The organism is Natronoarchaeum mannanilyticum, from assembly GCF_039522665.1.
GTDB lineage: Archaea > Halobacteriota > Halobacteria > Halobacteriales > Natronoarchaeaceae > Natronoarchaeum > Natronoarchaeum mannanilyticum.
The window spans coordinates 1-19,911 of the sequence record NZ_BAAADV010000002.1 but is presented as its reverse complement, the minus strand read 5'-3'; the positions used below and the strand labels follow the sequence as shown (position 1 = coordinate 19,911).

The 19,911-nt window shown below is 67.4% G+C and carries 22 protein-coding genes and 1 tRNA gene; 18 read left to right on the top strand and 5 right to left on the bottom strand.

What is annotated here, in order from left to right; translation table 11 throughout:
* Positions 1 to 2 precede the first annotated feature (2 nt).
* From ABDZ81_RS07805 to ABDZ81_RS07790, 4 genes are all read left to right on the top strand, one after another.
* Entirely contained in the window at positions 3 to 428 is a 426-nt protein-coding gene (locus ABDZ81_RS07805) for a NusA-like transcription termination signal-binding factor (protein ID WP_343773400.1), read from the top strand.
* 73 nt (positions 429 to 501) lie between these two features.
* Entirely contained in the window at positions 502 to 2,295 is a 1,794-nt protein-coding gene (locus ABDZ81_RS07800; RefSeq protein ID WP_343773399.1) for an outer membrane protein assembly factor BamB family protein, read from the top strand.
* A gap of 276 nt (positions 2,296 to 2,571) precedes the next feature.
* Positions 2,572 to 3,000, top strand: coding sequence for a 30S ribosomal protein S12 (locus ABDZ81_RS07795; RefSeq protein WP_097008095.1), 429 nt, complete (start codon positions 2,572 to 2,574; stop codon positions 2,998 to 3,000).
* Positions 3,001 to 3,002: 2 nt separating this feature from the next.
* Positions 3,003 to 3,617, top strand: coding sequence for a 30S ribosomal protein S7 (locus ABDZ81_RS07790; protein ID WP_343773398.1), 615 nt, complete (start codon positions 3,003 to 3,005; stop codon positions 3,615 to 3,617).
* A 110-nt stretch (positions 3,618 to 3,727) separates the two neighbouring features.
* On the opposite strand, the gene ABDZ81_RS07785 is transcribed toward ABDZ81_RS07790, so the two are convergent.
* Positions 3,728 to 4,534: a DUF5781 family protein gene (locus tag ABDZ81_RS07785; RefSeq protein ID WP_343773397.1), complete on the bottom strand. Its 807-nt coding sequence runs from the start codon at positions 4,532 to 4,534 to the stop codon at positions 3,728 to 3,730.
* 254 nt (positions 4,535 to 4,788) lie between these two features.
* Here ABDZ81_RS07785 and ABDZ81_RS07780 point away from each other — a divergent pair, with 254 nt between their 5' ends.
* The 9 genes from ABDZ81_RS07780 to ABDZ81_RS07740 all read left to right on the top strand — a co-directional run bounded on the left by ABDZ81_RS07780 (position 4,789) and on the right by ABDZ81_RS07740 (position 13,323).
* A complete protein-coding gene (locus tag ABDZ81_RS07780) occupies positions 4,789 to 6,978 on the top strand; it encodes an elongation factor EF-2 (RefSeq protein WP_343773396.1) in 2,190 nt (729 codons plus the stop codon).
* A gap of 155 nt (positions 6,979 to 7,133) precedes the next feature.
* Complete coding sequence (locus tag ABDZ81_RS07775) at positions 7,134 to 8,255, top strand: guanosine monophosphate reductase (protein WP_343773395.1); 1,122 nt, start codon at positions 7,134 to 7,136, stop codon at positions 8,253 to 8,255.
* Between the two features lie 123 nt (positions 8,256 to 8,378).
* A complete protein-coding gene (locus tag ABDZ81_RS07770; RefSeq protein WP_343773394.1) occupies positions 8,379 to 8,945 on the top strand; it encodes an amino acid-binding protein in 567 nt (188 codons plus the stop codon).
* A complete protein-coding gene (locus ABDZ81_RS07765; RefSeq protein ID WP_343773393.1) occupies positions 8,942 to 9,898 on the top strand; it encodes a homoserine dehydrogenase in 957 nt (318 codons plus the stop codon). Before ABDZ81_RS07770 ends, ABDZ81_RS07765 begins: the two co-directional genes overlap by 4 nt.
* Before the next feature lie 508 nt (positions 9,899 to 10,406).
* The gene (gene tuf, locus ABDZ81_RS07760) at positions 10,407 to 11,672 is read left to right on the top strand and encodes a translation elongation factor EF-1 subunit alpha (RefSeq protein WP_343773392.1); all 1,266 of its coding nucleotides are present in this window, start codon (positions 10,407 to 10,409) and stop codon (positions 11,670 to 11,672) included.
* 1 nt (position 11,673) lies between these two features.
* On the top strand, positions 11,674 to 11,982 hold the full coding sequence (gene rpsJ / locus ABDZ81_RS07755; RefSeq protein WP_343773391.1) for a 30S ribosomal protein S10: 309 nt from the start codon (positions 11,674 to 11,676) through the stop codon (positions 11,980 to 11,982).
* A gap of 121 nt (positions 11,983 to 12,103) precedes the next feature.
* Positions 12,104 to 12,736, top strand: a complete 633-nt coding sequence (locus tag ABDZ81_RS07750) for a rhomboid family intramembrane serine protease (protein WP_343773390.1) — start codon at positions 12,104 to 12,106, stop codon at positions 12,734 to 12,736.
* Positions 12,737 to 12,812: 76 nt separating this feature from the next.
* Positions 12,813 to 12,884 (top strand) — tRNA-Ala (locus ABDZ81_RS07745).
* A gap of 235 nt (positions 12,885 to 13,119) precedes the next feature.
* Complete coding sequence (locus ABDZ81_RS07740; protein ID WP_343773389.1) at positions 13,120 to 13,323, top strand: DUF8053 family protein; 204 nt, start codon at positions 13,120 to 13,122, stop codon at positions 13,321 to 13,323.
* A gap of 429 nt (positions 13,324 to 13,752) precedes the next feature.
* Here the strand turns inward: ABDZ81_RS07740 and ABDZ81_RS07735 are convergent, their stop codons facing one another.
* Both ABDZ81_RS07735 and ABDZ81_RS07730 read right to left on the bottom strand, forming a co-directional pair.
* Positions 13,753 to 14,235, bottom strand: coding sequence for a type IV pilin domain-containing protein (locus ABDZ81_RS07735; RefSeq protein WP_343773388.1), 483 nt, complete (start codon positions 14,233 to 14,235; stop codon positions 13,753 to 13,755).
* Positions 14,236 to 14,237: 2 nt separating this feature from the next.
* On the bottom strand, positions 14,238 to 14,645 hold the full coding sequence (locus ABDZ81_RS07730; protein WP_343773387.1) for a type IV pilin domain-containing protein: 408 nt from the start codon (positions 14,643 to 14,645) through the stop codon (positions 14,238 to 14,240).
* Between the two features lie 643 nt (positions 14,646 to 15,288).
* On the opposite strand from ABDZ81_RS07730, the gene ABDZ81_RS07725 reads away from it, so the two are divergent.
* The 4 genes from ABDZ81_RS07725 to ABDZ81_RS07710 all read left to right on the top strand — a co-directional run bounded on the left by ABDZ81_RS07725 (position 15,289) and on the right by ABDZ81_RS07710 (position 17,438).
* Positions 15,289 to 15,552, top strand: a complete 264-nt coding sequence (locus tag ABDZ81_RS07725) for a hypothetical protein (protein ID WP_343773386.1) — start codon at positions 15,289 to 15,291, stop codon at positions 15,550 to 15,552.
* Positions 15,549 to 15,710 carry a hypothetical protein gene (locus ABDZ81_RS07720; protein ID WP_343773385.1) on the top strand — a complete coding sequence of 54 codons (162 nt, stop codon included), beginning with the start codon at positions 15,549 to 15,551 and terminating at the stop codon, positions 15,708 to 15,710. Before ABDZ81_RS07725 ends, ABDZ81_RS07720 begins: the two co-directional genes overlap by 4 nt.
* A 27-nt stretch (positions 15,711 to 15,737) precedes the next feature.
* Positions 15,738 to 16,625, top strand: a complete 888-nt coding sequence (locus tag ABDZ81_RS07715; RefSeq protein WP_343773384.1) for a Vms1/Ankzf1 family peptidyl-tRNA hydrolase — start codon at positions 15,738 to 15,740, stop codon at positions 16,623 to 16,625.
* A 93-nt stretch (positions 16,626 to 16,718) separates the two neighbouring features.
* Positions 16,719 to 17,438, top strand: coding sequence for a prolipoprotein diacylglyceryl transferase (locus ABDZ81_RS07710; protein ID WP_343773383.1), 720 nt, complete (start codon positions 16,719 to 16,721; stop codon positions 17,436 to 17,438).
* Between the two features lie 31 nt (positions 17,439 to 17,469).
* Here the strand turns inward: ABDZ81_RS07710 and ABDZ81_RS07705 are convergent, their stop codons facing one another.
* Together ABDZ81_RS07705 and ABDZ81_RS07700 are read right to left on the bottom strand one after the other, a co-directional pair.
* Positions 17,470 to 18,240, bottom strand: a complete 771-nt coding sequence (locus ABDZ81_RS07705; RefSeq protein WP_343773382.1) for a sulfite exporter TauE/SafE family protein — start codon at positions 18,238 to 18,240, stop codon at positions 17,470 to 17,472.
* 6 nt (positions 18,241 to 18,246) lie between these two features.
* A complete protein-coding gene (locus ABDZ81_RS07700; RefSeq protein WP_343773381.1) occupies positions 18,247 to 19,509 on the bottom strand; it encodes an NRAMP family divalent metal transporter in 1,263 nt (420 codons plus the stop codon).
* Positions 19,510 to 19,632: 123 nt separating this feature from the next.
* Between ABDZ81_RS07700 and ABDZ81_RS07695 the strand changes: the two genes are divergently transcribed.
* Positions 19,633 to 19,782: a hypothetical protein gene (locus tag ABDZ81_RS07695; protein WP_343773380.1), complete on the top strand. Its 150-nt coding sequence runs from the start codon at positions 19,633 to 19,635 to the stop codon at positions 19,780 to 19,782.
* The last annotated feature ends 129 nt before the right edge of the window (positions 19,783 to 19,911 follow it).

Here is a 19,911-nt window from a genome sequence, read left to right as displayed (position 1 = left end):
CCATGACGGTCACCCTCTCGGACGAGGCCAGACAGTATCTCGTCGCCTTCGAGGACGTGACCGGCGCCGCGGCGCGGGACTGCGTCGTCGACGAGGAGTACGAACGCGTGATCGTGCTGGTCGCGACCGGCGACATGGGCCAGGCGATCGGGCCGGGCGGACAGAACGTCGAGCGCGCCGAGGAGCGGATCGGCAAGCCCATCAAACTCGTCGAGGACGCCGACACCGCCGAGGACTTCGTCGCCAACGCGCTTGCGCCCGCGGCGGTGTACAACGTTACCATCAGCGAGAACGACGACACCGTCGCCTACGCGGAGGTCGCCGACGAGGACGCCGGCGTCGCCATCGGCTCGGACGGCAAGAACATCGACGCCGCGCGCGCGCTGGCCGAGCGCCACTTCGACGTCGCCGACGTGCAGTTGACCTGACGGGCCTGCGTGACGGCGTTGACACCTGTCTATATTCCGTAGTATTTTATCCGAACAGTTCCAACCGGGAGCCATGACAGAGTTCTCCCAGGGGCGTCGCGCGTTCCTCGGGGCGGCGTGTGCTGCCGCGCTCGGGGCGTCGACAATGGGGTCGACCGCCGTCGCAGCCCAGAGCGGCCACGCCTGGCCGTCGTATCGGAACGGGTCGAACCGCAGCGGATACGCCCCCGACGGCGTGACGATCGAGGAGAGCTTCGAGCCCGAGTGGAACCGTGGCGAGAGCAACGTGCCGCTGGTAGCGTTGGCCCACGACACCGTGTACGTTCGCGGCGATCGGCTCGTCGCGCTCTCCCGATCCGGCGAGACGAAGTGGGAGGTGAGCAGCGGCCAACCGGGCGGCATGGTGGCAGCCGGTAACCGGCTGTACGCGACGTTCGGAAGCACGGTGCGGGCGTTCGACACGCGAGGGAACGAACAGTGGTCGACGTCGCTGGACCGCAACCGCGTCTACCTCGCCGCCCTGAACGGGACGCTGTACGTCGCGGCGACCGACAACGAGACGCCGACGGGGCGACACGACGGGACGGTGTACGCGCTCGATCGGGAGACGGGGTCGATCGAGCGTTCGAGGTCGATCCCGAACCTCGGGTGGTACGTCTGCGCGGCGTCGGCGCCCGCGGAGACGGTGTACGTCACGCAGTTCGTCGACGACGAGGATCGGACGGCGATCCGCGCGCTCGACGCGGCGACGCTGGAGACGGACTGGACCTGGTACAACCGCGGCGGGCCGGCGTTGCTGACGCCGCCCGCGATCGGTCACGGGCTCTGTTACGTCTCGACGTCGGACTCGCTCGTGGCACTGGACGCGGAGTCCGGCGACGAGGCCTGGAGCCTACCCCTGGGACAGCGACCCGTCCAGCCGGTCCTCGGACCGGAGACGCTGTACGTCTCCGTCGACCGGCAGCTCGTGGCGATCGATCCGGCCAGCGGCAATCCGGAGTGGCAGACCGAAACGCCCGGGGCGGGGGTCGTCGGCGCCGGCGACACCCTGTACACGATGGGCGAGGAGGGGCTGTTCGCCGTGGATCGATCGACTGGCGAGATACTCGCGGAGTACCGGGAGCGGCCGGCCCGGCGCGTCGTTCCCGGATCCGAGCAGCTGTACGTCAGCAACAGGAGCGGCGTGTACGCGCTGTCGTCGAGCGGGGGCACGATCGGTGGCGGTGGCGGCGAAATCGACCACGAGGTCACCGTCGGTCCGCAGGGCGAGTTCGTCTTCGAGCCCACGGAGCTCCGGGTCGAGCCTGGCGAGACGGTCAGGTGGACCTGGGAGTCCGACAACCACACCCTCACACCCCAAACTCAGCCCGCCGGGGGCGACTGGCAGGGCAACCCCCAGGTCGAGGGAGACGGATACGTGTACGAGCACACGTTCGACGCCGAAGGCGTCTACGAGTACGTCTGCGAACCCCACGCCGCGCTCGGCATGGAGGGAACAGTCGTAGTCGGTGACGGCGCGAGCAGGGACGCGGGAGACGGGACGTCCAACGACGGGTCGGGAACCGACGAGACGACCGGCGGTGGGAGCGGCGACACGACCGACGGCGGCGCCGAAGACGGGACGGCAGACGACGAAACGGGCGGCGACGCCGACACCGAGTCGACCGACGAACCGAGCGCGGGCGACGCGAACGGGACCGCCGACAACGAGTCGTTCGCCGACGCGTTCGGGGACCTAAACGAGAGCGACGCCGAATCCGCCGACGGCACGCCGGGACCGGGGATCCTCGGTGCGCTCGGCGGCCTCGGGGCGACGGCGGGCTGGCTGGCGCGGAAAGCCGAGCGCGAGAACGACCCCGAGGAGTAGACGAGGCTCTCGGTCGTGACGCCGCGGCGACTGCGGCGTCGACCGGCCGGAGCCGCGGTGGCGACGGCATCGACCGGCCGGAGCCGCGGTGGCGACGGCGTCGAACGGCCGCCGCTGCGCGACGAACAGCACCGTATCGGCGCGCTACGACGGTCGCGAGGAAACGGCGAAACGCGCTCAGATCGCTTTATCGCACCCCCTCACGGTCGCTATGGCCGTAACTCCGCATCTCAAAAGGGGACGCTTAAGTGGCTCCGTCGGATAGACGCTGGTACTATGGCGAACGGCAAATACGCCGCGCGGAAGCTCAAGAAGGACCGCCAGAGTCACCGGTGGTCCGACTCGGAGTACGCGCGACGCGAGCGCGGTCTCGGCGAGCAGTCCGACCCCCTGGAGGGCGCTCCGCAGGGTCGAGGTATCGTCCTGGAGAAGGTGGGCATCGAGGCGAAGCAGCCCAACTCCGCGATCCGGAAGTGCGTCCGGGTCCAGCTGATCAAGAACGGCAAGCAGGTCACCGCGTTCTGTCCCGGTGACGGCGCCATCTCCTTCATCGACGAGCACGACGAGGTCACCATCGCCGGTATCGGCGGCGCGAAGGGCCGCGCGATGGGCGACCTCTCGGGCGTCAACTACAAAGTCGAGAAGGTCAACGGCGTCAGCCTGATCGAGCTCGTCCGCGGGAACGCGGAGAAACCCGTCAGATAACGATGGCGGCAGAAGACCAGCCCGAGCCGGAGAAGCCGGCGGGCACCGACGACGACGACGCGGTCGCCAAGCTGTTCGGCGAGTGGGAAGTCACCGGCATCCAGTTCAGCGACCCGAGCACGGAGCGCTACATCACGATCACGCCGGTCGCCCACACGATGGGCCGACACGCGTCCAAGCAGTTCCAGAAGTCCGAGATCTCCATCGTCGAGCGACTCATCAACCGCTTGATGCAGACCGATGAGAACACGGGCAAGAAGCAGAAGACGCTGAACATCACGCGTGACGCGTTCGATATCATCCACGAGCGCACCGACGAGAACCCGATCCAGGTGCTCGTCCAGGCCGTCGAGAACGCCGCGCCCCGCGAGGAGACCGTCCGCCTGAAGTACGGCGGCATCTCGGTCCCCAAGGCCGTCGACGTCGCGCCCCAGCGCCGCGTCGACCAGGCCCTGAAGTTCATCGCCGAGGGCGTCCAGGGGTCCTCGTTCAAGACGTCGACCGACGTCGAGGAGGCGCTCGCGAGCCAGCTGATCGGCGCCGCCAACGACGACGTCAACACGTACGCCGTCAGCCAGAAGGAAGAGAAAGAGCGCGTCGCGGCCGCCGCGCGGTAATCTCTTCGTTCTTCTCTCGGTTTCGCCAGTCCAACCAGCCGCGGCCGTAGCGATTGTTTCGGCGTCGCCGCAACGGCGTCCCCGCCGGTCAGCTGGACCGACGTCCCCGATCAGTCGGCCGCCCGACCGCTCCCCGCGGCGAACGCTCGCGTGGCGTCGACCAGTTCCTTCCGGTAGTCGCTGGGGTCGGGATTGCGCTGTAGGTTCCTGAACCGCCGCTTGAACGCCTCGGAATCGATCGCGGGCGCGTCCCGGGCGGCCGCGTGCGCGAGGTCGTAGAGCCGATGGTCGGCGTCGACCAGCTCGTGGCGCTCGACCATCGCGAGCGCGAAGGCGGCGTTGACCGCCGTGATCTCCGGATCCGTCGCGGCCGTGAGCCGTCGGGAATCAGAATCCGGAGCGGCGTCCGGAGCCTGACCGCCGAACAACCCCCACGCCGCCCCGTCGCCCGAGTCGTCCGGCCGGTCCGACAGCGCGGACGCGAGCGTCGACTCGAAGAAGGCGACCAGCTTGTCGGTCGGACCCAGCGCGAGCGTGATGTCGTCGGCGTAAATGTCTTTCATGTGGTTGGCGATCTGGTAGCACTGGGTGAGCGTGCTGCGCTCGACGCTCTCGCCGGCGAGCGCGAGGAACAGCGCCTCCTCGGTCGACTGGACGTGCGAGGGGTGTTCCTCCTCGTTGCGCAGCATGTGGGCGAACTCGTGGACCGCGAGCTCGCGGGCCATCGCGCTGGTCGCGGCCTGTCGCGAGATGTTCAGCACGTGGCCGTCGTCGTCGTGCCCGGTCCAGGTGCGCTCGTCGGGGTTTTCCCTGATCCGGACGGTCACCGGCAGTTCCAGGTCGTGCTCGGTCTCGAACAGGTCCCGGGCGCTGAGAAACGGTGCGGCCGGGCCGGGGCCCTGAACGTGCAGTTCCATGACTACTTCTAGCAAGGTTTCGGGGAGTATTACTCTTGCGTCCGTGGCGCGGCGTCACGAGGTCAGCTCGCCGAACGGCGGCGTCGACGCGATCGCGAAACGCGGGGGTTTCGCTCCGTTCGCCGCGGTCCTCGGAAGTGCGGATCGCGGCTCCCCGTTCGTTCCTTTCAGTACGATTAGCTTCGTCAGCCCTTCACACGCGCGGCAATCGCGAAACAGCACCCTTTTGACCCCGCTTGCGATAGGACACGGTAATGGGTAGACGAAAGAAGATCGTCGAACAGTGCGAGCGACTGATGGACGAGCCGGAGCAGATCCGGAACATCGCCATCGCCGCACACGTCGACCACGGCAAGACGACACTGACCGACAACCTGCTCGCCGGTGCAGGGATGATCTCCGACGACACCGCGGGCGAGCAGCTCGCGATGGACACGGAAGAGGACGAGCAGGAGCGTGGCATCACGATCGACGCGGCCAACGTCTCGATGACCCACGAGTACGAGGACACCGACTACCTCATCAACCTCATCGACACGCCGGGCCACGTCGACTTCGGCGGGGACGTCACCCGAGCGATGCGCGCCGTCGACGGCGCGCTCGTCGTGGTGGACGCCGTCGAGGGCGCCATGCCCCAGACGGAGACGGTGCTGCGCCAGGCGCTCCGCGAGGGCGTCAAGCCGACCCTGTTCATCAACAAGGTCGACCGCCTCATCTCGGAGCTCCAGGAGGGCCCCGAGGAGATGCAGGAGCGCCTGCTCTCGGTGATCCGCGAGGTCAACGAGCTGATCCGCGGCATGACCGAGGAGATGGAAGACATCGACGACGACTGGACCGTCTCCGTCGAGGGCGGCACCGTCGGCTTCGGGTCGGCCCTGTACAAGTGGGGCGTCTCGTTCCCGTCGATGCAGCGCACCGGGATGGACTTCGGCGAGATCATGGAGCTCGAGCGCGCCGACAAGCGCCAGGAGCTCCACGAGCGCACGCCGCTGTCGGACGTCGTGCTCGACATGGTCTGCGAGCACTTCCCGAACCCCGTCGACGCCCAGCCCCGTCGTATCCCGCGCATCTGGCGCGGCGACGAGGACTCCGAGCTGGCCGACACGATGCGGCTGGTCGACGAGGACGGCGAGGTCGTCCTGATGGTCACCGACATCGGCGTCGACCCCCACGCCGGCGAGATCGCAGCGGGTCGCGTCTTCTCCGGTACGCTGGAGAAGGGCCAGGAGCTGTACGTCTCGGGGACCGCGGGCAAAAACCGCGTCCAGAGCGTCGGTATCTACATGGGCGGGGAGCGCGAGGAAGTGGATCGCGTCCCGGCCGGTAACATCGCCGCCGTCACCGGGCTGAAGGACGCCATCGCCGGCTCCACCGTATCGAGCGTCGAGATGACGCCGTTCGAGTCGATCGAGCACATCTCGGAGCCCGTCATCACGAAAGCCGTCGAGGCCAAGAACATGGACGACCTGCCGAAGCTCATCGAGACGCTCCGACAGGTCTCCAAGGAGGACCCGACGATCCAGATCGAGATCAACGAGGACACCGGCGAGCACCTGATCTCCGGGCAGGGCGAGCTCCACCTCGAAGTGATCGGCCAGCGCATCGAGCGCAACCAGGGCATCCCGATCAACACCGGCGAGCCGATCGTCGTGTTCCGCGAGGCGCCCCAGACCGAATCGCGCGAGGTCGAGGGCATCTCGCCGAACCGCCACAACCGCTTCTACATCACGGTCCACCCGCTCAGCGAGGAGCTGGTCGAGACGATCAAGATGGGCGAGGCGTCGATGGACATGCCCGAGCAGGAGCGCCGCGAAGTGCTCCAGGACGCCGGCATGGACAAGGACACCTCCCAGAACGTCGAGCACATCCACGGCACGAACGTGCTGATCGACGACACGAAGGGTATCCAGCACCTCAACGAGACGATGGAGCTGGTCATCGAGGGCCTCGAGGACGCGCTCGACGACGGCCCGCTGGCCGCCGAGCCGGTCCAGGGGACGCTGCTGCGCCTCCACGACGCCAAGCTCCACGAGGACACCATCCACCGCGGTCCCGCGCAGGTGATCCCCGCGGTCCGCAACGCGGTCCACAACGCGCTGATCGACGCCGACATCAAGCTGCTCGAGCCGATCCAGGACGTCCGGATCGACGTGCCCAACGACTACATGGGCTCGGCGTCCGGCGAGATTCAGGGGCGGCGCGGCCGCGTCGACGACATGTACCAGGAAGGCGACCTGATGGTCGTCGAGGGCGTCGCGCCCGTCGAGGAGATGATCGGGTTCGCGAGCGACATCCGCTCGGCCACCGAGGGGCGAGCCTCCTGGAACACGGAGAACGCCGGCTTCCAGGTCATGGCCGACAACCTCCAGCGCGACCAGATCATGGAGATCCGGGAGCGCAAGGGGATGAAGCTCGAACTCCCCGAAGCGATCGACTACATCTAACGACGGGGCGTTCCCCGTTTTTGCGGTTCTTTCTCTCCGCTTTCTCGCCGCCGCGGAGCGGCGCGGTCGTCGCTCGATGCCGCGCGGCGTCGCCGCGCGCCGGACGATAGCGACCGTGAGTCTTTTCCCCGCGCGTCCCTGACCCGAGAGGGGTTATGAACGACGTACGCACCGGTCTGAGCTACGGGGACGTCCTCCTCGTGCCGAAGCGGTCCGCGGTCGACAGTCGCGACGACGTCGATCTCTCGACGACGCTGACGCCGAACGTCCGGTTGGAGAATCCGCTCGTCTCGGCGGCCATGGACACCGTCACGGAGGCCGAACTGGCGATCGAACTGTCCCGCGCCGGCGGCATCGGCGTCCTGCACCGCTTTCTCGACCCCGACGAGCAGGCCGCGCAGGTCGAGCGCGTGGTGGAAGAAGGCGAGCAGGTCGGCGCCGCGGTCGGCATCGACGAGGACTACGTCGACCGCGGTGCCGGGCTCGTCGAGGCCGGCGTCGACGCGCTGGTCGTCGACGTCGCGCACGGGCACATGGAACGGGCGATCGACGCCGTCGCGGCGCTCGCCGAGGAGTTTCCGGACACCGATCTGGTCGCGGGCAACGTCGCGACGCCCGCGGGCGTCGAGGATCTCGCGGCCGCCGGCGCAGACTGCGTGAAGGTCGGCATCGGGCCGGGGTCCCATTGCACCACCCGAAAGGTCGCGGGCGCGGGCGTCCCGCAGCTGACGGCAGTCGACGACTGCGCCGACGCCGCCGAGGAGGCGGGCGTGACGATCTGCGCGGACGGCGGGATTCGGACATCGGGCGACGCGGTGAAGGCGCTGATGGCCGGCGCCGACACCGTGATGCTGGGCAGCCTGTTCGCCGGGACCGCGGAGGCGCCCGGCGCGACGGTCGAGGTCGACGGGGATCGGTACAAGCGCGCCCGCGGGATGGCGACGACCGCCGCCGCCGAGGAGCGCGACGACAAGGAGGAGAACGTCGACGCCGACGAGGGCGTCGAGTCGCTGACGCCGTACAAGGGGCCGGTCGCCGGCGTCGTCGAGGAGTTCTGCGCGGGCATCCGGTCGGGGCTTTCCTACTGCGGCGGGCACACGATCCCCGCGGCTCGCGAGAACGCCGAGTTCGTCCGGGTCGCCGCCAGCGCCAAGGAGCGCGAGGGGTTCCACGCCGATCAGGACTGGGAGGGCGTCAGCGTCGACAGCGTGGCGAGCGACGGCGGCGCGGTCGAGGAGGAGGACGCCGTGGAATCTGCTGTCGAGAGCGACGACTGAGGATTCAGCCGGCACGGTGGCGCGACTCCCTTCGACCAGATAACCGAATTCATATACCTCCTGCCCGTCAGGGATGGGTATGACCACGGACGCCGTACGGCCGTCGGAGGTGTTCGGGCGCGCATGAGCGACGAAGAAGACCAGGACGCGCCCACGACCGACGGCGGCGAGGACCTGCAAGCGTACACGATCCGGCTCGAACTCGTCGACGAGCCGGGCGAACTGCTCAACGCGTTGCAGCCGATCGCGGATCGGGGCGGCAACCTGCTGTCGATCTTCCACGAGCGCGGGAACCTCACGCCGCGAGGCCACATCCCCGTCGAGGTCGACATCGAGTCGCCGCCGGATCGGTTCGACGACATCGTCGAGGCGCTGCGGGACGCCGGGATCAACGTGATCCAGGCCGGCGCGGAGCGCTACAGCGAGGAGCTGACGGTGATTCTGGTGGGCCACCTGATCGACACGGACCTCTCGGATAGCCTCCAGCGGTTCCAGCGCTGCTCGCAGGCGTCGGTCGTCGACGTCTCGCTGTCGGCGCCCGAAGGGACCGAGGAAGTCTCCAGCGCCCGCGTGCGGCTGGCCACCGAGGCCGACCGGGCCGACCAGGTGCTCGGGACGATCCGCGAGATCGCCGGGGACAAGGACATTCGCGTGATCGAACCCCAGCTCCCCGCGGAGGGATCCCGATGAAGCTCGCGATCCTCGGCTCCGGCGCGGTCGGGAGTTCCGTCGCCGAGCTGGCCGGCGAGTACGGCCACGAGGTCGTCGCGCTGGCCGATTCGAGCAGTGCGGTCGTCGACGACGGCGGCGTCGACGTCGCCGCGGCGCTCGACCGGAAGTCCGCGGAGGGCGCGGTCGGGGCGGCCGATCCGGACGACGCGCTCGACGCGGACTACGACGCGCTCGTCGAGGCGACGCCGACGACGCTCGGCGACGCCCAGCCCGGCTTCGGCCACGTCGAGACCGCGCTGGAGCGGGACCGCCACGTCGTGCTGGCGAACAAGGGCCCCGTCGCCGAGCGCTACGGCGACGTGATGGACCTCGCCGACGATAGCGCGGGCGAGGTGCTGTTCGAGGCGACCGTCGGCGGCGCCATCCCGGTGCTCTCGACGATCTCGGACTTCGGCGCCGGCCAGATCACCGCCGCGCGCGGCGTTCTCAACGGGACGGCGAACTTCATCCTCTCGCGGATGGCCGCCGAGGGGCTGGACTACGAGCACGTCCTCGCGGAGGCTCAGGACCTGGGCGTCGCGGAGGCCGACCCGACGTTCGACGTCGACGGCACCGACGCCGCGCTGAAGTGCGTGATCCTCTCGAACGTGCTCTCGCAGGGCGAGCGGGTGTACTCCCTGGAGGACGCCGACGTCGAAGGGATCGAGGAGATCCCCGGCACCGCGCTGGATCTGGCCAGCGAGGACAACCGGACGGTGCGCCTGATCGGCGAGGCGACGCCCGACGGCGTCACCGTGGGGCCGCGGCTGGTGCCCCAGAACGGCGCGCTGTCGGTCACCGGGACGCGCAACATCGTTCAACTGGAGACCGAACACGCTGGCCAGCTCAACGTCAGCGGGCGGGGCGCCGGTGGGCCGGAAACGGCGTCGGCGGTGCTGGCTGACGTGGGGCGGCTTCCGCCGCTAGAGTAAAGTTCTCGTTCGGTCGTCATTTCTTTCGGTGGTAAGGGAGTAATCGCGTTCTCCGGAGCGACAGCCTCAACTGCTCACGGCTTCCTGAAAGCCCCCGTCGCGCTCGACCGGTTGCGGCTCGCTGCGCGCTTCCCTCGCTTCGCTCGGTCCAGTGCTTGATTCGCCTCACCGGGTCGAGCGCGACGGCCCCTTTCATTCCGCCCGAACAGCAGCCTCGTCCTCCCCAGCCGATTGCGTTGCTCGGCGCGGTGCGCCTGCGCTACTCATCCCTCGCGCGGCGCTGTCTCGTCACGAGGACTCGACAGCGCGCCACCGCAACCGCGACGGCGAAATCAGTTGGCCGTTTACCGATCTCAACATCGTTGCGGTACCACCGAACTCCCCTCGGTCGTGTGAAAGACACACAAACCGCAAGAAGGCGCGGAGATCGGGTGAGTGCCGTATCGAAATGGTTTTAACCGCCTCGCGGCAAAGAGACGGATATAGCGCCTCTGCGCGTGAGATACCAATGAGCGACGAACAACACCAGAATCTGGCCATTATCGGCCACGTGGACCACGGTAAGAGCACGCTGGTCGGGCGACTCCTGTACGAGACAGGATCGGTCCCCGAGCACGTCATCGAACAGCACAAGGAAGAAGCCGAGGAGAAGGGCAAGGGCGGCTTCGAGTTCGCCTACGTCATGGACAACCTGGCCGAGGAGCGAGAGCGCGGTGTCACCATCGACATCGCCCACCAGGAGTTCAGCACGGACACGTACGACTTCACCATCGTCGACTGTCCCGGCCACCGCGACTTCGTGAAGAACATGATCACGGGCGCGTCCCAGGCCGACAACGCCGTCCTCGTCGTCGCGGCAGACGACGGTGTCGCGCCCCAGACCCAGGAGCACGTGTTCCTGGCCCGCACCCTCGGCATCGACGAGCTGATCGTCGGCGTCAACAAGATGGACCTCGTCGACTACAACGAGTCCGACTACAAGCAGGTCGTCTCCGAGGTCGAGGACCTGTTCAAGCAGGTTCAGTTCAACACCGACGACGCGTCCTTCATCCCGATCTCGGCCTTCGAGGGCGACAACATCGCCGAGGAGTCCGACAACACGCCCTGGTACGACGGCGAGATCCTGCTCGAGGCCCTCAACGGCCTCAAGCCCCCGGAGCCGCCGACGGATGCGCCGCTCCGACTCCCGATCCAGGACGTCTACACGATCTCCGGCATCGGTACGGTCCCGGTCGGCCGCGTCGAGACCGGCATCCTGAACACCGGCGACAACGTCTCGTTCCAGCCCAGCGACGTGGGCGGCGAGGTCAAGACGGTCGAGATGCACCACGAAGAGGTGCCCAAGGCCGAGCCCGGTGACAACGTCGGATTCAACGTCCGCGGCATCGGCAAGGACGACATCCGCCGCGGCGACGTCTGTGGCCCCGCCGACGACCCGCCGTCGGTCGCCGAGACGTTCCAGGCCCAGATCGTCGTCATGCAGCACCCCAGCGTGATCACGTCCGGTTACACGCCGGTCTTCCACGCCCACACCGCACAGGTCGCCTGTACGATCGAGTCCATCGACAAGAAGATGGACCCCTCCTCCGGCGAGGTCGCCGAGGAGAACCCCGACTTCATCCAGTCGGGCGACGCCGCGGTCGTCACCGTGCGTCCGCAAAAACCCCTCAGCATCGAGCCGTCCTCCGAGATTCCGGAGCTCGGCTCCTTCGCCATCCGCGACATGGGCCAGACCATCGCGGCCGGCAAGGTGCTGAGCGTCAACGAGAGCTAAGATGCAGCAGGCACGCGTCCGCCTCGCGGGCACCAACCCCGAGGATCTCGACGACATCACCGACGACGTCCGCGAGATCGCGGACAAGACCGGCGTCGCGCTGTCGGGCCCGATCCCGCTCCCAACCAAGACCCTGGAAGTTCCCGCGCGCAAGTCCCCTGACGGCGAGGGGACGGCCACCTGGGAGCACTGGGAGATGCGCGTCCACAAGCGCCTGATCGATCTGGACGCCGACGAGCGCGCGCTGCGCCAGCTCATGCGGATCCAGGTCCCCAACGACGTCAGCATCGAGATCGTCCTCGAGGACTAACTCAGGTCGATTTCGGTCGTCGTTTTCGCTACCTCGCGTAGCGACTGCAGCGCGCGGAACCGAACTCGCTCGACTCACGTTTCACCTATTCTTTTTGTGACTTGACGGCGTAGCCCCGGCCATGCGGTCCCCGACGATCGAAACGCTGCTCGCGTTCGCCGCGGTGTTCGCCCTCCAGCAGGCGCTCAGCGTCGTCGACGCGACGCTCGCGGCGGCGCTGTTCGCCCTCCAGCTACCGCTGGAAGTCCGTCCGTGGACGCTCGTGACGAGCGTCTACGCCCACGACCCCACGGGGCTCGGCCACCTCCTCTCGAACGCGGTCGCGCTGTCGATCGTCGGCTTCGCGCTCGAGCGCCACACGACGCGCTGGCGGTTCCACGCCTTCTTCGTCCTGACGGGCGCGGCCGCCGGCGCCTTTCAGGTGCTGTTCAACCGGCTGCTGTTGCAGGTAGGGCTCGTCGGACAGGCGCTGCCGGTGCTCGGCGCCAGCGGCGCCGTGTTCGCGCTCTTCGGCTACGTGCTCGCGGGCAACCGCCTCACCGGCGGCCTCCTCGATCGGATCGGCCTCGACCCGCGCTGGCAGCTCCTGCTGTTTCTCGTCGCCGCGACGCTCGTGACGCTCGCGACGGCCGCGCCCGGCGTCGCGCTGGCCGCGCACTTCTTCGGCTTCCTGCTCGGCCTGCTGGCCGGCCAGGCAAACCTGCTGCGGCCCGCCGAGCCTGAGCCGGACGCCCCGCCGATGCCCGAGTACTGAGCCGTGGGAACGAGTCGCGCTCGTTCGCCGAAACGCAAGCCTGAAATAGCCATCCCGAGTTACATTCTGTTGCTGCGGGCTCGTAGATCAGTGGCAGATCGACACCTTCGCAAGGTGTAGGCCCCGGGTTCAAATCCCGGCGAGTCCATTTCCTTCACTCCGCTTCGCTCCGTTCAGTCAATGGACTCGCCGACCCTTGCGAACCCTTCGGGTTCGCTCAGTCCCGGCGAGTCCAACACCGGCGGGAACCATGTTCTCCGGTAGGCACAACTCCGTGCGGCAATCCGCTCTAATGTCAAACTCTGGATTTTGGCCATCGCGTAGCCACGCCGTGGCCACAGGGGCAACGACTAAATGCGATCGGATAGCCGCCCGTTCTGGCGATGTTCAGAAAACTCTGCGACCGCGACGGAACGCCGGTGGTTTCGCTCGATAAAGATGAGTTGCGTCTCGACGGCATCGTAACCGGTGACGGCGAGATCCCCGAGGACCAAGAGAGGTATATCCAGCGCGTCGACGACGGCGCCTACCTCGTGCGCGCAGTCGACGGCGACACCGTGCCCGAGGTCGAGGAACTTTCAGCATGAGACGCCTGGAAGGCGGTCCTCAGATCCGACCCCGTGGTTCGGATGCAAAAGTAACGCCGATCCGCGAGGTATGCACCTCCCGCGCCGTGGACGTAGGCTGGGGTGCATAGACTCGGCCCCGATCGGGTCGGCCGGCGCCATGATCACGCCGGTTCCTCGGCCCCCCCTTCTTAAAAGACCAGCCGGTCGCTCGGTCGCGAGCGATGCAAATCAACCCCCAGTGCATACACTCCTACTTAGTATAACCAAGCGCACCAGCCTGAAGCTCACCGACGCACGACAGCGCAAGCTCAACCGCGCCAGCGGGTTCGCCTCAAACGTGCTGTAAGGGTATTAACCAATAGGCTTTATTGCGTTTTCACACTAAAAAATCAAATAAAAATAGTATGTGAAATCAATACAAAGGTAATCGTTTGAGAGGAGACTTACTTACGGGATCTCTCCTTCGGTGAGGACCTGACTAGAGTCGCCCGAGGAAGACTCCCAGACGACTGATACAGATCCACCCGAGGAGGAAATCACGTCGTTAGTGCCGTCCTCTTCGACTGTCGCAGACCATCCCGAAGATATCGTACCAGAGGGTGCGCTACCAGAAGACCATTCTAGATCTGTATCAGCGATAGCGCTGCCATCATACTGGAAGGTTAGCGAACTGGCATCGATATCGTCGCCACCCTCATGGGAGACGGTGAATGAGTCGTCAGGAGTTCCAGAGCTGTCGTCCCAACCATTACCACCGTCGTCGTAGCTATACGACCAGCTAGCTTGGGGTGTTGCTTCCTGACTGCCGCCGATGTCGAGGACGAATGCTCCGATCACGGCGGCCAGAATGACCGTAATCGCGACCATGAGGATGACGCCGATAACCGGTGACACGGCGTCATCGTCCGCGAATAGCTGCTTGAGATCCATGTTTATGATCTCTCGTAATCACTGAGGATTTGGCTGGAATCTCCGCTGGAAGCTTCCCAAACCAAACTAGCCGTTTCACCGCTCGTAATGCCAGTGGCAGCATCCACCTTGTTACCAGCACTGAAGGTGCCACTACCAGAGAAGGGCGTTTCAGAGGTACCGGAGGTCTCTATTTCGATGGAACTGTAACTGATGTCATCTCCACCGTCGTGTCCGAGGTCAAGACTATCGTCGCTGGTGTCAATATCCCAATTGTAGCTTGCTTGCGGTGCTGCTTCCTGACTGCCGCCGATGTCGAGGACGAACGCCCCGATCACTGCGGCCAGAATGACCGTAATCGCGACCATGAGGATGACGCCGATAACCGGGGAGACGGCGTCATCGTCCGTGAATAGCTGTTTTAATTGCATTGTTTTCGTTTGATTCCGCCGGCTGACGACAGTAAAGGATTTAATGCAGGCGTCCGTCGCCTGACACGAGGCAATGGGGGAGCGATGTGCATAGCCCCAACCTCTCGCCCTTCTGTCGTGGGTCCGGCGTTACCAGTCCTATGCAATCTCTCCGTAATAAATCCATCCCTAACTTTGACAGTCCCGCAAGAGAACAAATTAATCAGTAACTAAAGCTGAGGCAACCTGTTACTAAGCGTAGTTGCTCGCGAGCGAGGATCGTTTTAGAACCGACGAGTGATGGCGGCCGAGGCCCGCGTCGACAAGATCTGTTACGTATCTAAGAAGACTAGGGGCGCAGGGAAGCCGACAGTGACGTCCCGCACCGACCAGTCCGCTTCGTTCGGCACCGCGCGGGCATCCAGCTCCGAGAACCTCGTGCTGCCCCAGCGACAGCCCGAGAGCCGCCGCTCGACGCGATCGACCCGTCCGACGTCTCGGCGCGGCGGCGGGTTTACTTTCACCGCTACCTCGAACGTGTCAGATACTGCTAGACGCCGTCGGACGCCGAGTCGCGGCGGATGAAGCGCCGCCCTGATTAGTTTCACTTTCGCCGCGCGCGCCAGGCTATCGCCTTTTGTCGTGTGGCCGTCAGGTCCACGCGATGACCGGACGCAAGACGACCATCCACACCGACGACGAGACGGATCGCTGGCGGTGGGTGTGTCCCCGGGGCCACCGTTCGTGGGAACCGACGAACAACCACTTCTGGTGCGCCAAGTGCGCGCGCCGGTGGGCCCAGGACGCCGAGATGGATCCCGAGTTCCGCGAGCTGCGGAACAAGCGCACCGGCGAGACGAAACGCCGCGACGAGATCCGGCTGGTCACGCCCGCCGGTCCCTACGAGCACCGGGAGGAGTCGGTATGAATCGCGCGACGACGATTCGTCTGGAGCGCGTCGAGGACGGCGCCTGGCGCGCGACCCAGCCCGACGTCGAGCTGGTGGGCCGGGGCGCGACCGCGGCGCGGGCCGCCGCGAACTACTGCGAACTCGTCGCCGAGACGGGCGGCTCGCCCGGAACCTAAAAGTGCGGCCCGGAACGTCGTCGAACCATGCTCGACAGGTTGCTCGGTCGCGCGTCGCTCAAGGAGCGCGTCGCCGAGCTGGAAGACGAGCGCGACAGCCTCCGCGCACAACTGGAGGCCGAGCGGGAGCGCCGCGCCGACGCGGTCAGCGACCGGCAGGACGCCCAGGAGCGGGTCAACCGGCTCGAAGACAAGATCGAACAGCTCGAGGACGCGCTGGACCGCCAGGACGACGCCGACGACGGGATCGAGTTCCGCGGCGTCGAGGAGCTACGTGGATCGCGCGTCGACGCCGTGCTCGATCGGCTCGAAAGCGTCGAGACCGGGCCCGAGGAGATCATGACCGCGATGGTCGAGGACGCCTCCGCAGAGGCCGTCCGCGAGGCGTTCGGCGAGCGGGCGCCGCTGGTCGCCCGCGCGGCGCCGTGTCTCGCGATCACCGACGACGCCGGCGTCGTCTCGGCCGCGCTGGACGTGCCGGTCGCGCCCGAGCCCTTCGCGACGTGGAGCGACGGCGTCGAACTCGACCGAGAGTGGTTCCGGCCGACCGGGCGGTACGCCGTCGCGCTGGTGCGCGCGGACCTGTTCGCCCTCGGCGAGTACGAGGGGCGCGGGCGTCGCTCGGTCGCGGGCTTTCGCAGCGGCGTCAAGGGCGACCACTCGAAGGGCGGGTTCTCGCAGGGCCGGTTCGAGCGCCTGCGCGACGAGCAGATCGACGAGCACCTCGGGAAGTGCCGCGAGCGGATCGCCGAACGCGAGGCCGACCGGCTGTACCTGCTGGGCGACGCCGCGGCGATCGACCGGCTCGACGTCGACGCCGCCGCGACCGACGCCGTCGGCGCGACGGGCGATCCCGAGGACGCGCTCGCCGACGCCGTCCGCGAGTTCTTCTCGGTCCGTCTCTACCGGCTCTGAGCTGTTGTGAGGGTCGCCGTGAGAGTCCACCGCAGCCCGGTTTTTATCCGCCGCGACGTCGTAGCTTTTCCCGGAACCAGCGGTTACCTATCCATGACGAGTCACGACATCCAGACCGGCGAGGAGCCGGCGGACGCGACGACAGCGAACGAGGGGGAAGCATCGTTCGTTCGAAAGCACGTGGCCAGCGGCACCGCGGCCTTCGCCGTCGGCGGCCTGTCGCTGCTGCGAGCGCTCCGGGCGCTGGGGACGAACTCGCGGCGCGCGGCGTTCCACGGCGCGCTCGGCGCGGCCGGGATCGCGCTCGGGGCCGCGCAGCGCCGACGCTCGGGCGGCGACGGGTCGACGGCGACGGGACTCGACGAAGGGGAAACGATCACGTTCGAGACCGAGGACGACGAGATGGACGACCAGGAGGACGGCGGGATGAACGAGGGCGAGGCGACGGGCACCTCGACCGACGAACTGAGCAGCTCGACGCCCGACGAGGCCCGCGAGGACGACGACATCTCGGAGGCGAAGGTCGCCAACGAACCGTCGGAGGCCACCGGCCCCGCGTCGACCGACTCCGTCCCCGAGCAGACCGACTCGACCGAACCCGAGGCGACGCCCGAGGACGATCCCGAGGTCGCGGAGGAAGCGCCGAGCCTCGAGGACAAAGACGAGCGCACGACGCCGGGCGAGAAGGCCGACACGCCCGAGGAGGAGATCGCCGAGGAAACCGGCGACGGGGATCCCGACGAGGGCGACGAGACGACCGGCGACGAGACGACCGACGATGACGGCGAAGAGCACCGCGACGACGAGTCGTAGTTCGGCGCACCCGACTCGCTTCTGAGGAACGTTACGCGATCAGATAGCCGCCGACGCCGACGAGGATAGCGCCCAGCACGACCTTCAGCCGGGCGGGGTCGACGCGGTGGGCGATCGCCCATCCCACGACGACGCCGGCGACCTGCGGGACGCCGACGAGCACGGCGTACGGCACCGACACGGCCCCCTGCGCGAAGTAGCCCGCGGTCGCGAACCCGGAGATGAAGATCGACTGCACCTGCGCGACGCCGAGCGCCAGCAGGATCGGCACGCCGAGCACGACCAGCGCGGGGACCGCCAGCACCGGCCCGCCGACGCCGACCAGCCCGCTGGCGACGCCGAGGCCGAACCCGAGCGTGCCGAGCGCGGCTTGCCCGTCGCGATTCGACGCGTCGACCGAGACGATCGGTTCGAGTTCGCGCCACTCCCGGTACAGCAGAGTGGCCCCCGTCAGCCCCGCGACGGCGCCGAGCAGGACGCCGAACAGGCGCCGCGAGACGTAGCTGTTGAGCGCCGCGCCGGCCAGCGCGCCGACCACGCTCGCCGCGCTGAGGATCGCGGCCATCCCGCGTCCGTCACCGTCGAGCAGTTCGCCGGAACGCGCGTACGCGACCGTTCCGACGAGGCCCGTCACGATGAACGTGGCGTGGGCCGTCCCGGCGACCTCGGTCGAGGACAGCGGCGTGAGGGCGTACAGCGCGACGGTCACGAAGATGCCGCCGGGGCCGATCGTCGTGATGCCGACGCCGGCGACGAGCGCGATCGCGGCCAGAACCGCGATCAGGAGAAGCGAAATCGCCACGCGACTCTAGAACCCTCCGCCGGTGATGAGGCCGACGAAGTCGCGCACCGAGAGCACCGCGAGCACGATCGCGAGCACCACCAGCGCGGCGTTGACCAGGTTCAGCCGGCGGCCGTTGCGGTGTTCGCCCATCGTCTCGCGGTCGTTGACCGCCCAGAACAGCAGGACAGCGGCGACCGGCAGCGCGAAGATCCCGTTGTACGTCGGGAACAGGATCACCATGTCGACGACCGTCAGGTCGAGCGCGGCGCTGACGACCGGCGAGAGGACGCCGATCCCGGTCAGGCCCGCGAAGACGAGCGAGAAGAGCCGATCGCCCTTCTCGACGTCGACGCCGGCGGCCTGCGGGATGATGTACGCCGGCGTCCACATGATCGGGACGATGCTGTTGAACGCGGCGGCGATCACGCCGCCGACGAACAGCACCATCGCCCAGGTGCCGAGCACCTCGACGAGGGCCCTGCCGGGCGTGAGGAACGTCTCCAGGGACGTGTAGCCCATCGGGCGCAGCAGCGCCGCCGAGGCGATCAGGATCGCGACGGTCGTGATCCCGCCGACGGCGTACGCGACCGAGAGGTCGCGGCGTGCGGCCGGCAGGTCGCTCCGTTCGGTCCACCCCTTCTGGCCGACGAGGATCGACTCGAGGAAGAAGTTGGGCCACAGCGCCGTCGTCCCGAGCAGTCCGGCGGCCACCGCCAGCGCGCCGAACGAATCCATCGTCGGGACGAACCCCATCGCGAGCTCCCCGGCGGCGGGGCTGCTCGGGAGCGCGACGATGACGTACACGACCAGCAGCGAGAGCATCATCCCGATCATGATGTTCTCGACGGTGTCGTAGGCCAACAGTCCGACCGCGATCGCGGCGATCGTCGTCGCGACGGCGATCGGCTGCCAGGCGACGGCGCCGCCCAGCAGGAACGAGACGCCGGCGCCGACGGCCGCGACCAGCCCGACGGTCCAGGCGACGCAGCCGATCGAGAGGAACAGCGCGATCGTCACGGCCAGGGGACGCCCGAGCTTCTCGCGGACGAACACCATCAGCGACTCGCCGTGGATGCCCAGCCGGGCGCTCATGTCCTGGGCCATAAAGCCCAGCAGCGCGGCGCCGACGACGGCCCACAGCAGGGTGTACCCGTGCATCACGCCCGCCTGGCTCGCGATGTACACCGACCCCGAGCCGAAGTAGCTGGCGACCATCACGAACGCCAGGCCGTACTGGTCGGCAAAGTCGGTGAGACTGTCGAGAACCGTCGCGTTTTGCGTGCTCATCTGTCGGCGCCCCCTCGTCGCCGATCGATCTGCAGCATGGCCCGAACCGCGTCGGCCGCCGAGGCGGCGGGAACGTACTGCGCTTGGAAGATGTGATACGACTGCGTTCGGCCGTTTGTCGCGGTGGAACAGTGTTGTTCGTTCATCAAGTGGAACTCCGCCGACGCCGGATCGACCGACGGCGACGCCGCTCGCGGTGGTGGCGCGATCGAGACGCGCCGGACGCCGTCCGACGCTCGCACCGCTCCGACGTCGAGCACGACGTCGACGTAATGATCAGCGTCCCCGGCGCGGTTGCCGAGGGAATGACACTCGTCGATACGCCGCGAAGGGCGGTGTTCAGATAAGCTCTGAAGAAGGAGGCGGTGTGATTTCTAGGTGTCCATGCCAGAAATCGCCCGC

Coding starts and splice junctions, on each gene's coding strand:
- ABDZ81_RS07805 (WP_343773400.1), top strand. CDS start 3: ATGACGGTCACCCTCTCGGACGAGGCCAGACAGTATCTCGTCGCCTTC.
- ABDZ81_RS07800 (WP_343773399.1), top strand. CDS start 502: ATGACAGAGTTCTCCCAGGGGCGTCGCGCGTTCCTCGGGGCGGCGTGT.
- ABDZ81_RS07795 (WP_097008095.1), top strand. CDS start 2,572: ATGGCGAACGGCAAATACGCCGCGCGGAAGCTCAAGAAGGACCGCCAG.
- ABDZ81_RS07790 (WP_343773398.1), top strand. CDS start 3,003: ATGGCGGCAGAAGACCAGCCCGAGCCGGAGAAGCCGGCGGGCACCGAC.
- ABDZ81_RS07785 (WP_343773397.1), bottom strand. CDS start 4,534: ATGGAACTGCACGTTCAGGGCCCCGGCCCGGCCGCACCGTTTCTCAGC.
- ABDZ81_RS07780 (WP_343773396.1), top strand. CDS start 4,789: ATGGGTAGACGAAAGAAGATCGTCGAACAGTGCGAGCGACTGATGGAC.
- ABDZ81_RS07775 (WP_343773395.1), top strand. CDS start 7,134: ATGAACGACGTACGCACCGGTCTGAGCTACGGGGACGTCCTCCTCGTG.
- ABDZ81_RS07770 (WP_343773394.1), top strand. CDS start 8,379: ATGAGCGACGAAGAAGACCAGGACGCGCCCACGACCGACGGCGGCGAG.
- ABDZ81_RS07765 (WP_343773393.1), top strand. CDS start 8,942: ATGAAGCTCGCGATCCTCGGCTCCGGCGCGGTCGGGAGTTCCGTCGCC.
- tuf (WP_343773392.1), top strand. CDS start 10,407: ATGAGCGACGAACAACACCAGAATCTGGCCATTATCGGCCACGTGGAC.
- rpsJ (WP_343773391.1), top strand. CDS start 11,674: ATGCAGCAGGCACGCGTCCGCCTCGCGGGCACCAACCCCGAGGATCTC.
- ABDZ81_RS07750 (WP_343773390.1), top strand. CDS start 12,104: ATGCGGTCCCCGACGATCGAAACGCTGCTCGCGTTCGCCGCGGTGTTC.
- ABDZ81_RS07740 (WP_343773389.1), top strand. CDS start 13,120: ATGTTCAGAAAACTCTGCGACCGCGACGGAACGCCGGTGGTTTCGCTC.
- ABDZ81_RS07735 (WP_343773388.1), bottom strand. CDS start 14,235: ATGGATCTCAAGCAGCTATTCGCGGACGATGACGCCGTGTCACCGGTT.
- ABDZ81_RS07730 (WP_343773387.1), bottom strand. CDS start 14,645: ATGCAATTAAAACAGCTATTCACGGACGATGACGCCGTCTCCCCGGTT.
- ABDZ81_RS07725 (WP_343773386.1), top strand. CDS start 15,289: ATGACCGGACGCAAGACGACCATCCACACCGACGACGAGACGGATCGC.
- ABDZ81_RS07720 (WP_343773385.1), top strand. CDS start 15,549: ATGAATCGCGCGACGACGATTCGTCTGGAGCGCGTCGAGGACGGCGCC.
- ABDZ81_RS07715 (WP_343773384.1), top strand. CDS start 15,738: ATGCTCGACAGGTTGCTCGGTCGCGCGTCGCTCAAGGAGCGCGTCGCC.
- ABDZ81_RS07710 (WP_343773383.1), top strand. CDS start 16,719: ATGACGAGTCACGACATCCAGACCGGCGAGGAGCCGGCGGACGCGACG.
- ABDZ81_RS07700 (WP_343773381.1), bottom strand. CDS start 19,509: ATGAGCACGCAAAACGCGACGGTTCTCGACAGTCTCACCGACTTTGCC.